The sequence below is a fragment of the Streptomyces sp. NPDC043726 genome (genome assembly GCF_056436565.1).
Map to the genome: position 1 here is coordinate 43,748 of NZ_JBWKCI010000027.1, position 10,713 is coordinate 54,460.

The window sequence follows — 10,713 nt, forward strand, 5'->3', positions numbered from 1 at the left end:
AAGTGGCCCCGCACCGGAGTTGTCTGGGCGGGGCCTCGCAGCCCATTCCGCAACGAGGAGGCGCGTGTGGCCGGTAGACGAGGCGGATGCGGCAGCATGCTCACGCTGGCCGGGCTTCTCCTTGCGTTTGGTTTGGCGACCGCGCTCTACGAGGAGACCCCGTTGCCCTGGGACGGCGCGAGCAAGGGCGCGGTGTTGGTCGGTGCGATCGTCGTGGTGCTCGTGGTGGGAGGCATCTGCGCCTGGCTGTACGAGAACTACGTCCCGGAATGGGGCTACCGCTGGAATCAGTGGAAGCTCAGGCGAGCCAGCCGCAAGCACCGCACGTAGTGGTGCTTCGTTGGGTCTTTGCGTCGGCACGGATCAGGAGCATGTGGGGCGAGTGAATATGAGAAAGGCTGACCTAAGTCCCCTCGCAAGGCTCCACCGCCTTAGGGGCGACAGGTTTATCTCCACTCAGCACGAGAGGATAAGGGTCTTTTACGTTCGGATCCTCAAGCCAGTAAAACGGCGGCAGCACCACTTCCTTCAATTCAGTCGGTGTCCGTCCCCACATTCGCCCATCACTATCGATGAACACCAGGCTTTCGATGGCGAATAATTCCCCACCAGGGAGCGCCTCAACATCACCTTTCCCGTTGAATCTCCCCAGGGTGGAGCTTTCTAGCACGATGCGCGAACATGGCGGGATGTAGCCTAGAGAGATCTTAAGAAGCGGCCACTCCAATACGTTCTCCGGAAATTTCGTTTGTGGAGCCGCCGTAAGAAACGCGGTGACCTCCGTAATGGGATCAGCCGAGCGGTTCACGACGCTAAATTTCTCGCCGTGCCGATGCATCCCATTCGTATCCCCGTAAAAGGTGATCCTCGAAGCCTGAGCGCGGGTCTCCTTGGCTGCGTCCTCCTTAGACTGTTGCAGCTGATCCTCGGCAACCCGTGCGCTGTAGAACGTGGCGATGGCGGTGAATACGATGCCGCCCACGGCTGCAACCGCACCCAGCAAGGTCGCCAGCGCTGCCAGCACCGCTCCCACTTGCACCCACCAATTCAGCCGCCGCCATCTTCCCGGCTCGGGTACTTGCGATTGCGGTTCGTCCCTCTCACGCGCGCGGACTGCGCGGGGCCTTGGCCGTTGCCGCGCCAGTCGAAGCCTCATTCGTCGATCTGCGCCGTTGCCCGCCACGCGCCCCCCAGCCCTCGCAGACGACACTCCCCCGGTGTCGCTCCGTTTCCCCCAGCCTCATGACAGGGAAGATGCCCACACCAGGCAAGATCACCCGAGGCCGCGGGCATCGGCATCACCGCCGGTACCATCCGCGCCGACCTCACCCGCCGCCGTTGGCCCGAACCCGACAACACCACCGACGGCGTCAACCGCTGGTACGGAGCCACCGCTGCCCAGGCCCTCGAGGGCCGACGCGGATACCGACGGGGCGCCCCGAACTACCGGGACTGACCGCTATCCGCAACGAGCGGAACCGCCGCGCCAACTCCCGTCGTGGCGGAGCCCCTCACGATTGGGGATCATCGGCAGTCTCAGCCAGGGTTCCATGGGAGTCGAGCCCCCACCGGATCCCGTTGTCGTCCACGAACTTCAGGGACGGACGGCTGTTGTGGGCGACGGGAGGTGACCACGCCTGCGACGTGAACCGCACGGCCCGCCCCGGCCCCAGCGAGTGAAGGGGATGCAACCACGTCTCACCGACCCGGGACTGCAGGACGTTCGTAACGATCTCTCGGACCTCGTGAGTCTCGGTGGGCAAGTAAGCGTCTCCGAACCGCAGATGTAGATCATGAATGGGCGCGTCACTCCCATTCACAACCTGCACCAGCCAGTAGGAGCCGCCAGATCCGTCACTGACCCGATGAGACTGCATGGAAACCAGCCGGGCCTGGCCCCACTTCCTGTCCTCTGCCAGAGCGCGCAGCTCGGCGCGCTCGAGGGCGAGAGTCGCCGACTGTTCGCCGATGAAGACGCGCTGTTCGTCGATCTGGTCACGCTGGCTCTTAAGCGTCCACACGGCTGCTGCAGCTGCCAGCGCTGCGAAGCTCGTCCCTAGCCAGGTGGGCACGTCTCCCCAGTCAGCCGCACTCATGGTTGGGCGACCTCCTGCCGGTTGCCGTTCGGCTTCAGCCGCCAGCGCACTCCCCCAGCGTCTGTGAACAAGGCAGCCGGGCATAGCTCCTCCCACGACAGCTGATACCGCTCAGACCGGAACTCGAAGGTTTCCCGGGGCAGAACGGCCTCGACAGGGACCTGACACGCCCGTCCCGCCTTCTCCTCGGCGCCGTCCAGGACCGCTACCCCGGGGCCGAACTCCACCGTTACATCGCGTAGGACGTCGACGCTGTTGTTGGTCAGAAGGATGGTCCACACATGGGTGGGCTCAGTCTCACCCTGGTGCCTGCCTGCCCACCGCGCGCTCACCTTCACGCTGACCTCGCGCACCTGCGAGATCTTCCGCTCTTCCGCTGCGGCATACACAGCCTCCCGCTCCAGCCGAAGATTCGTCGACTGCTCCGCAATGAAGGCCCGCTGCTCACCAATCTGCTTTCGCTGGCTCTTGATGGCCTGATAGGCGAACAAGGCGGCCGCACCTGCGAAAATCCCGTCACCCACGTGGGCACATCGCCCCAATTCACAGCACTCACAGGCGAACCGTAGATCCCCGCGCCATCCCTGGCATCCCTCGCACGAGTAACGATCAGTCACAGCAATGTCACAAGCCGCACAGCTCCCCTGAGCAACTGCGACTCTGGCCGCCAGGTCACAGGACGAGGGGCCACATGGCCAAGATCAAGACGCTCCGCAAGATGGGGTTGATGGCCATCGGCTTCTACTGGCCGATGCTCATCCTCACGGTCGGCCTATGGACACCCGTGTACCTCGCCGCCCGGCGCCGCCGGGTCACAGTCACCCACGTCCCCGACGGCTACACCTATCCAGGCCACCAGTAGGGTTCGGTCACTGACAACTCCGCACCGAGCAGGGGAAACCAGGTGCATCCGGGCCAGCGCACCGGACAGACTCCTCAGTACCCGCATGCTCAGGAGTCGACATGACCGCGCCGCTGTCCCCGCTCACCGTGCAACGCCTCGCATACGTCAGGTACCTGTACCAAGAGGGCATCGACCAAAGCCGCCAGCCGTCGCCAATGCGGGCGCGCGCCATCACCTCGTTTCACGACGCCGTCGAGAACTTCATTGGCCTCACGGCCGAGCAGCTCGGCGTCGAACTCAAGCCGCGGATGGAGTTCCTCCAGTACTGGGAGGCGCTCAAGCCGGAGATAGAGCTACCTGGGAAAACTCCCATGAAGCGGCTGAATGACGCTTGGATCGCCCTCAAACACAACGGAACGTTCCCGTCTGACCACCAGATTGAGCAGACCCGCTAGGCGCTGGTGGACTTCTTCCGTACCGTCACCCCGAAAGTCTTCGGCATGGACTTCGACCAGATCGACATGATCGACCTGGTCACCCAGGCCGAGGTCGCGCAGTACCTGCGTGATGCCCAGACTCACGCTGACATCGGTGACTACTCCATAACAGCCGCCGGGCTCTCCCTCGCCTTCGAGGCGCTCCTTCGCATCTACCGCGGAAGCCCTTTTCGGGTCAATGAACCCTTCGCGTTCGGGCCCACCCTGCACGCGTCCGACCGCCCAATGATCGGGTTCAGCGATGGAGAACCCCGCAACGGACGCATCGACAAGCTCAGCTCCATCGCCGAAGCCACCCAGAACGCACTGCGCACAATCGTCCTCGGCATCGACCAGCCCAGCCTGCAACGGTTCCAGATCCTCGTTCCCCGGACCTTCGGCCTCTCTGCCGGCCCCACATATGTGGAGGGCGAGGCGCTGCGACAGCTCAAGACGGAGGACTACGACTGGGCTCGGCACTTCGTGATCGAATCAGCCTTGCGGGCGGACCGCGCCAGCGGTTTGACCGACCTGCAGATGGCCAGGGAGCGCCTGGATGGAGAGTTCGCTCGCAACACCCCGTCCCGAACCTGGGCGGGCCCAGCTGACCCCACCGGGCTATAGGAGCGTCCAGTAAGAAGATCACGCTGCTGGACACCCTGGCGATCAGCATGTCAGCAGCGCACTTGTGCCCACACGTCACACAAGCCCCCGCCTGAGCGGGGGTTTTCGCGTTTCGAGGGGGTGATCACATGCCCCACATCAGCCAGCCCCGCGAAGCCGACGCCCGCCTCTGGTTCACCATCCGCAAGGCCGCAGCCTTCACCGGCCGCGGAATCCAGACGATCTACAGCTGGGGACGTCGCGGCCACCTCAACCGCGCCCAGGCCGCAGTCGACGAACAAGGCCGACGCATCTACAGCCAGCAGCAGATCGCCGCCGCCGAACGCCTCGCCCGCCAGAATACGGCCGCCGTACGCCAGCAACTGGCCGGCTGACCACCACCCCACGCCGCACTGCGTCACCCACACACAGGAGGGCGCCATGCCCCGCGTAGCCGTACCCGCCACCCAGATCACCCGCGCCGGCGTCGCCGCCTCCACCGAAACCAACGGCGACGCGACCAACGACCACACCGTCGCGAACAGCGGGAAGATGTTCCTCGAGGGCCGGAACGGCGGTGCCGTCTCCCGTACCGTCACCTTCCGCTTCCCGGGCGTCGTCGACGGCCAGCCCGTCACCCCCCGCCGCGTGAGCATTGCCGCCGCAGCCACGCGCCGCTTCGGCCCGCTCCCGACCGGCGACTACGGCAGCCAGCTCCAAGTCGACGTCGACAACGCCGAACTCAAGCTGCTGGCCTTCGGCCTCTGATGGCCGCCCTCGGTAAGACCACGGTCGAATGCCCCGGCTGCCACGAACACATCGCCCTCACCCTGCGCCTTGACACAGGCGCAGCAGCCGGACCGGGCGAAGTCGTGAGGCGCCCATGGTGCGGGATGTGAGGGCGTTGCATGTGTTCGATGTGACGTGGCTCTGCCCTGCTTCCCGCAGCTGAGGTGTGCCTGGCACAGACCGTCTGTGCTCCAGCGCGCCTGCGCGGCTACCGTGTCGGTCTGATACGCGGATCATTCTCTGGCTGGCCCGACAGGGCTCAGCACAGCCCCGATCGCAGCCCTTGCGGTGGCTCGGCCAAGAGGTGTTCTCGAGGTCTGCGTGCCAGGGCGGTACCGAGCACCGGTGACGCTCGTTCGCCGGGTACCGGTATCAGCGGCCGGCACCCCGTGCGTACTGCGGGACGCCGTCCGCTCGGGTGCGAGCGGACGGCGGTTCGGTGGAGGCAATCCTGCGTGTGGTGCCCGTGGTGGGCGAGACGACGTGGTCGTTCCTCAATCGGGTGGCGGCCGCCTACGCTCTGCTGCCGCAGATCTGACGGCGTGGTGGTGATTCAAGCGAACAGTTCTGCGAGGGCCGCGGTCACGGTCGCGGCGAGAGTGAGGACCGCTGTGAAGGCGGCGGCGGCCCGGGTGAGTGCGGTGGGGTACGGGGCGCCCTCCATGCGGGCGAGTTTGCCCGCGCAGGCGGCGGCCAGCAGTGCGACGACGATCACGAGCGCGGTGGTCAGAAGGACGACGGCCACGAGGACTCCCGGTAAGTGGTGGGGCGTTGACGTGGTCGAAGGTCATGGAACCGGTGTTCGCCGGGGTTCGCCGGGACGAGAATGAACACTGGCGAACACATCGGGGCCTCAGGGAAGGTGCATGGACGAGCGGAAGGGCCACAGCCCGCAACTCACCGAACTGCGCGGGAGACTGGCCGACGGGTTGGCCCGGGCCCGGTTGAGCCAGACCCAGCTGGCCCAGCGGGCGGGTCTGGGACGGACCACCGTCTCGGAGGCGCTCTCTCCTCAGAAGCCGGTGCCGTCCGCGGAGACGGTGGCGGCGCTGTCACGTGCACTGCGGCTGCCCGAGACAGAAATGCTGGCGTTGCAGCGCACCGCGGGGCAGCAAACGGGCACGAGTACGACAGAGGGGCCGGGCCGCCCCATTGGAGAGTGGGCGCCGCATGACTTGGAGGTCCACCGGGCCGGACCCGGCCCGACGGCCGCGGGCTCCGACCGGTCTGCAGAGCGGGCTTGGCCCGCCTATGTGCGCCGCGAGCATGACCGGGTGCTGGACAAAGCAGTCGACGACACCGTGGCCGGCCGCAGTCGGATCATGGTGCTGGTGGGCGCCTCCTCGACGGGCAAGACACGGGCGTGCTGGGAGGCCGTCCAACCCCTTGCCGATCAGGGGTGGCGGTTGTGGCATCCCTTCGACCCGACCAGGGCGCAGGCCGCGTTGGAGCAGCTGCACCGCGTCGGGCCCCGTACGGTGGTGTGGCTGAACGAGGCCCAGCATTACCTCGGCGACCGGGCAGTAGGTGAGCAGATCGCAGCAGCCGTGCACCGTCTACTGGTCAGCCGGGAGCGCGGGCCCGTGCTGGTGCTGGGCACGCTCTGGCCCGAGTACGCCACCCAATACACGGCTCTGCCCATGCCGACCGAGCCGGATCGGCACAGTCGAGTACGAGAGTTACTCGCCGGCCACGTCTTGGCAGTACCCGATGCTTTTGACGCCCCGGCCCTGGCTGCGGCCAGGGCTCTCGCCAAGGATGGCGACTGGCTGCTGGCCGACGCCCTCACCCGTGCACACGCCGACGGCCGGATCACCCAGGACCTGGCCGGTGCTCCCGAGCTCCTCAACCGCTACCAGCATGCCGGCCCAGCCGCCAAGGCAGTGCTGCAGGCCGCGATGGACGCGCGCCGCCTCGGCGTGGGCTTGCACCTCCCGCAGGCTTTCCTCACTGATGCCGCCACTGACTACCTCAGCCAGAGCGACTACGACCAGCTCGCCGACGGTTGGGCAGAACAGGCATACGCCGAACTCGCCAAGCCTGTCCACGGCAAACAGGCTCCTTTACGACAGACCTCCCCCCGCCCCGTGCGGCGCCCGCCCGCCCCTGCCTCCGCCACCGCCACCACCACGGGTGCAGAGGCCGGGAGAGGACCTCAGTTCCGGCTCGCCGACTACCTCGAGCAACACGGCCGCACCAGCCGCCGTCACCTGTGCCCACCTGCATCTTTCTGGCATGCCGCCCTTACCCATCTCGCTCACCCCGAGGACCTGAACCGCATCGCGGATGAAGCCGAGAAACGCCTTCGGCTGCAGTGGGCTCACCACTTACGCCACCAAGCCGCCGCCCACGGAAGCCCTGTAGCCCTGGCCTTACTAGCGGTGATGCACGCGGAGGCCGGGGACCCGGGCGGCGCCGAAGTCTTAGCCCGGCAGGCCGCTGGCCTCGGCGACACCGACGCCCTGCGCCAACTGGCCGAGATGCGGGAGGAAGCCGGGGACCGGGAGGGCGCCGAAGCCCTGGCCCAGGAGGCCGCCAGCCTCGGCGACACCGACGCCCTGCGCCAGTTGGCGAGGATGCGGGAGGAAGCCGGGGACCGGGATGGTGCCGAAGCCCTGCTTCGCCAAGCCGCCAGCCTCGGCGACACCGACGCCCTGCACCAACTCGCGGTGACACACGAACTCGCCGGAGACCGAGATGGTGCCGAAGCCCTTGCCCGGAAGACCGTCGTCTACGGTGATGCCATCGCCCTGTGCCGGCTGGCGCTGATGCGGGAGTCTGCCGGGGACCGGGCAAGCGCGGAAACCCTGGCCCGGCAAGCCGCCGACCACGGCGACACCGATGCCTTGCGTCAGTTGGCGATGATGCGGGAGAAAGCCGGAGACCGGGATGGCGCCGAAGTCCTGAGCCAGCAGGCCGCCGACCGCGGCGACACCATCGCCCTGTCCCAACTGGCGGTGATGCGGGAGTCTGCCGGGGACCGGGCAAGCGCGGAAACCCTGGCCCAGCAAGCCGCCGATCACGGCGACACCGACGTCCTGCGCCAACTGGCTGAGATGCGGGAGTCTGCCGGGGACCGGGCGAACGCGACAATGCTGGCCAGGGAAGTCGCCGACTACGGCGGAGCCTCTGTCGAATACGAACACACGGCCTGGGCATCGATGCTCCGCATGCGATGGCCACACGGTATGGACCCGGACGGCACTCCGACGGCTCCCTGGCAACCGACGATGGATATCCCGTACAGCCCACTCGCACCCTATGCCGCTGCATCGCCATAGGCATGCTGTCACTTCGCGGTTCGTTGGCCCGGTGCTGGTCACGGCGCGCATAAGCTCGAGCACGCCCACGAAACACCTGCGACGGCCGCCGCGGCCGGACTGGCTGATCGAGCACAGCCTGAGCAGGGACGTGCCGCCGGTGTACGTGCACATCGGAGGCTGTCACATGGCAAGCAAGCGGTCGCATTGCGTCACGCGGGATGAGGCGTTAGGGCTCTCGCAAACAGGGTGGACGCCTGTCCGCACTGCCGGCCGGACACCGAGCTGGGCATCTTGGACTAGCCGTCATGTAAAAGACGCTGTCCGTGGATCAGTGGAACGATGCCGCCATGAGCACGGAAGTCCTCGTCGGCCTGATTGGCCTTGGTGGAGCGCTCCTGGGTGCGGGGGCAGCATTCGCCGGGGTGGTGTACCAACAGAAGTCTCAAGCGAAGCAGGAGGACAAGAGGCGCCTCATCGCGCTCTCGGAGACAGCTGTTGAATCGCTGATCACGGAGCTCGAAGCCCTTCGCGAACATTCCTGGAAGCGGCCGGAGGATCAGTCCGGACCGGAAGGGCAAGAGTGGGTGGCAGGCATGGCAAGCATCCTCAAGCCCATGCGACTGTCGATGCTGCGCCTGTCGGACGCAGACCTACGGGACATGCTTGAGGCCGCGTGGCTTTTCGAGTTTGGCCACCAGGAGATCCTCCAGGAGGCTGTCGGGCTGCGGGCTGGCAGGCTCCTCATGACAGCGATGGCTGGTGAGGCCCAGCAGTGCTTGGGCCACCACCTCAGAGGTGAGCCGCTTCCTGACACAGAGTTCCTCAAGGTGGCTGTCCGGACCAAAGGGCGTGTCCAATCACGGCGACCCCAGTAGACCAGGCAGCGTGCTGGAGATCGACGCGGCGTGACCTGCGTCTCTACCCATGGGTGATTCCCGACATCACCCACGATCTTGCCCCGCGAGTGCGATGCTGCGCCCCGTGAACCTGAACACAATCGGCAGGCAACTCCTCTTCTGCACTGCCCGCATTGACAACCTGCTGGCATCCGGTGGCGGCGAGCCCACCGGTACTGGATTTCTCATGATGGGGGACGTTGAGGGCGGCGACCTCTGCCCCGTACTGATCACGAACAAGCACGTGGTGGCTGGAGCCGCACGCTTGACCGTTCACTTTGTGCGGAAGAAGCCGGACGCTGACGAGCCCAACCTCGGTAACGAAGTGACCGTGACCCTGGCAGCGGATTCATGGGTTGGGCACCCGAGTGACAACGTCGACATCGCAGGCATCCCCCTTGGCCCTGGGTGGGAGACTCTCATGAAGCACTGCTTCACCAGGGCGTTGCCCATGTCGATCCTGTCGACTGACGTGACGGGGTTCGACTCGGACGCGATCGAGGAGATCACGTTCGTTGGCTATCCGAGTGGCCTGCGCGATCCCAAACACTTCACGCCCATTGCTCGTCGAGGCATCACTGCGACACCGCTGGACATGGACATGGGCGGACAGCCTGTGTTTTGGATCGACGGTTCAGTCTTCGGTGGTAGCAGCGGCAGCCCTGTCTTCGTGATGAAGGAAGGCTTGCAGAGCGTCCCTGACGGACTGACGTTCCGCACACGCTTCGCCTTGGTGGGCATCATCGCTGGCACGATGACGCGGCAGTCAGAGTTCCCCCTCCTGGTGGCCAACGCGCCGCACATCCAGATCGCGCAGGAGTTGAACTTGGGCGTAGCGTTTAACGCTCAGGCGATCAGGGAGACGCTTGCCGCCGTGATCGAGACTGGCGGAAAGGAGATCAAGCCTCTGCCGAGTAGCGAGGCTGATCGCTTGGGGCCAGCGGCGTAGCGTGCACACCACGGCCCGCCGGTCCATCGGACGGCGGGCCGGGTGCTGCGATCAGGACCCATCGCGCGCGGGCCCGCCCCGGCGTGAGGGTGAACGCATGGCACGACCAGTATCAGTGTTCCGCTCGTGCGTATCTACCGATCTTGCGGCATATGGACTCATCCTTAGTAAAGGCGTGAGTAAGGGGGACCACATGCCTGAAATTGGTAAAAGGGTGCGCGGGTACTGTCGCAAGTGTGAGGCAGTCACTGATCAAGTGACCGTCTCCGTCTCCACAGTTGCCCATGAACTGAAGGCCGGGGCGATCCGCCGCTTCTTGGCCAACTGGTCCGACCTGATGGGGCACGACCACGAGTTCTGTCGCTGCGAGGAATGCCTGACGCTTAACTCTCTTTAACCGAGCGACGCGACCGCATGAGCGCGCGGAGCCGTGGCGTTAACTGGGGGAAATCGCCGAGCTCGCCCGGCCTCTCGTTCACCCTGCGGCCGACGCCGCCGCGCATCGCGCGCTCGGCCAGCTTCGGCCGTCCATGCGGGACAGGCTTCCCGCCGTGAGCGCCGCCGCAGCCCCGCGGCCGCTCCACCACCGCCACGCGAGGACCGGCTAGGGCACCGCCCGGCCACAGCCCCTCGCCCCGTACAGCGGGGGGCAAACCGAACACTGATCAGCGGCGTCAAGGTCGCAACCGGTGAAAAGGAGGGGCCTAGCTTGATCTTTAACCTGTGCGGCGTGGTCGTGGGGTGGTTGACTTCTTCGTTTGCTGCTTCGTCGATGGTGTTTTGCGGGGTTTGTGAAC

The 10,713-nt window shown here is 66.1% G+C and carries 13 protein-coding genes and 1 pseudogene; 10 read left to right on the forward strand and 4 right to left on the reverse strand.

Features of this window, described 5'->3' with window-relative positions; genetic code table 11:
* Positions 1-96: 96 nt before the first annotated feature.
* Positions 97-330 (forward strand): hypothetical protein, encoded by a 234-nt coding sequence (locus AC068Z_RS41995; protein WP_478568986.1) that lies wholly within the window; start codon positions 97-99, stop codon positions 328-330.
* A gap of 73 nt (positions 331-403) precedes the next feature.
* Here AC068Z_RS41995 and AC068Z_RS42000 read toward each other — a convergent pair whose 3' ends face one another.
* The 3 genes from AC068Z_RS42000 to AC068Z_RS42010 all read right to left on the reverse strand — a co-directional run bounded on the left by AC068Z_RS42000 (position 404) and on the right by AC068Z_RS42010 (position 2,620).
* Positions 404-1,024, reverse strand: a complete 621-nt coding sequence (locus tag AC068Z_RS42000) for a hypothetical protein (protein WP_478568989.1) — start codon at positions 1,022-1,024, stop codon at positions 404-406.
* A 487-nt stretch (positions 1,025-1,511) separates the two neighbouring features.
* Entirely contained in the window at positions 1,512-2,096 is a 585-nt protein-coding gene (locus AC068Z_RS42005; RefSeq protein ID WP_478568992.1) for a hypothetical protein, read from the reverse strand.
* On the reverse strand, positions 2,093-2,620 hold the full coding sequence (locus tag AC068Z_RS42010) for a hypothetical protein (RefSeq protein ID WP_478568995.1): 528 nt from the start codon (positions 2,618-2,620) through the stop codon (positions 2,093-2,095). Before AC068Z_RS42010 ends, AC068Z_RS42005 begins: the two co-directional genes overlap by 4 nt.
* A gap of 167 nt (positions 2,621-2,787) precedes the next feature.
* Here AC068Z_RS42010 and AC068Z_RS42015 point away from each other — a divergent pair, with 167 nt between their 5' ends.
* The 5 genes from AC068Z_RS42015 (at position 2,788) to AC068Z_RS42035 (ending at position 4,787) form a co-directional block, all read left to right on the forward strand.
* A complete protein-coding gene (locus AC068Z_RS42015; protein WP_478568998.1) occupies positions 2,788-2,958 on the forward strand; it encodes a hypothetical protein in 171 nt (56 codons plus the stop codon).
* A 101-nt stretch (positions 2,959-3,059) separates the two neighbouring features.
* On the forward strand, positions 3,060-3,395 hold the full coding sequence (locus tag AC068Z_RS42020) for a hypothetical protein (RefSeq protein WP_478569001.1): 336 nt from the start codon (positions 3,060-3,062) through the stop codon (positions 3,393-3,395).
* 45 nt (positions 3,396-3,440) lie between these two features.
* Complete coding sequence (locus AC068Z_RS42025; RefSeq protein WP_478569004.1) at positions 3,441-4,040, forward strand: hypothetical protein; 600 nt, start codon at positions 3,441-3,443, stop codon at positions 4,038-4,040.
* A 128-nt stretch (positions 4,041-4,168) separates the two neighbouring features.
* Positions 4,169-4,414, forward strand: coding sequence for a hypothetical protein (locus AC068Z_RS42030; RefSeq protein ID WP_478569007.1), 246 nt, complete (start codon positions 4,169-4,171; stop codon positions 4,412-4,414).
* A 46-nt stretch (positions 4,415-4,460) separates the two neighbouring features.
* Positions 4,461-4,787, forward strand: coding sequence for a hypothetical protein (locus tag AC068Z_RS42035; RefSeq protein WP_478569010.1), 327 nt, complete (start codon positions 4,461-4,463; stop codon positions 4,785-4,787).
* A gap of 574 nt (positions 4,788-5,361) precedes the next feature.
* Here AC068Z_RS42035 and AC068Z_RS42040 read toward each other — a convergent pair.
* Positions 5,362-5,553 carry a hypothetical protein gene (locus AC068Z_RS42040; RefSeq protein WP_478569013.1) on the reverse strand — a complete coding sequence of 64 codons (192 nt, stop codon included), beginning with the start codon at positions 5,551-5,553 and terminating at the stop codon, positions 5,362-5,364.
* Between the two features lie 121 nt (positions 5,554-5,674).
* On the opposite strand from AC068Z_RS42040, the gene AC068Z_RS42045 reads away from it, so the two are divergent.
* The 4 genes and pseudogenes from AC068Z_RS42045 (at position 5,675) to AC068Z_RS42060 (ending at position 9,916) form a co-directional block, all read left to right on the forward strand.
* On the forward strand, positions 5,675-8,089 hold the full coding sequence (locus AC068Z_RS42045; RefSeq protein WP_478569016.1) for a helix-turn-helix domain-containing protein: 2,415 nt from the start codon (positions 5,675-5,677) through the stop codon (positions 8,087-8,089).
* A pseudogene (locus AC068Z_RS42050) lies at positions 8,070-8,371 on the forward strand (DUF6233 domain-containing protein). The gene AC068Z_RS42045 and the pseudogene AC068Z_RS42050 overlap by 20 nt, the downstream one beginning before the upstream one ends.
* Positions 8,372-8,418: 47 nt before the next feature.
* Entirely contained in the window at positions 8,419-8,946 is a 528-nt protein-coding gene (locus AC068Z_RS42055) for a hypothetical protein (RefSeq protein ID WP_478569019.1), read from the forward strand.
* Between the two features lie 106 nt (positions 8,947-9,052).
* Positions 9,053-9,916, forward strand: a complete 864-nt coding sequence (locus AC068Z_RS42060) for a trypsin-like peptidase domain-containing protein (protein WP_478569022.1) — start codon at positions 9,053-9,055, stop codon at positions 9,914-9,916.
* Positions 9,917-10,713: the final 797 nt, after the last annotated feature.

Bases quoted from the DNA above. Each gene is read 5' to 3' on its own strand.
- AC068Z_RS41995 (WP_478568986.1), top strand. From the start codon at position 97: ATGCTCACGCTGGCCGGGCTTCTCCTTGCGTTTGGTTTGGCGACCGCG.
- AC068Z_RS42005 (WP_478568992.1), bottom strand. From the start codon at position 2,096: ATGAGTGCGGCTGACTGGGGAGACGTGCCCACCTGGCTAGGGACGAGC.
- AC068Z_RS42015 (WP_478568998.1), top strand. From the start codon at position 2,788: ATGGCCAAGATCAAGACGCTCCGCAAGATGGGGTTGATGGCCATCGGC.
- AC068Z_RS42020 (WP_478569001.1), top strand. From the start codon at position 3,060: ATGACCGCGCCGCTGTCCCCGCTCACCGTGCAACGCCTCGCATACGTC.
- AC068Z_RS42025 (WP_478569004.1), top strand. From the start codon at position 3,441: ATGGACTTCGACCAGATCGACATGATCGACCTGGTCACCCAGGCCGAG.
- AC068Z_RS42030 (WP_478569007.1), top strand. From the start codon at position 4,169: ATGCCCCACATCAGCCAGCCCCGCGAAGCCGACGCCCGCCTCTGGTTC.
- AC068Z_RS42035 (WP_478569010.1), top strand. From the start codon at position 4,461: ATGCCCCGCGTAGCCGTACCCGCCACCCAGATCACCCGCGCCGGCGTC.
- AC068Z_RS42045 (WP_478569016.1), top strand. From the start codon at position 5,675: ATGGACGAGCGGAAGGGCCACAGCCCGCAACTCACCGAACTGCGCGGG.
- AC068Z_RS42055 (WP_478569019.1), top strand. From the start codon at position 8,419: ATGAGCACGGAAGTCCTCGTCGGCCTGATTGGCCTTGGTGGAGCGCTC.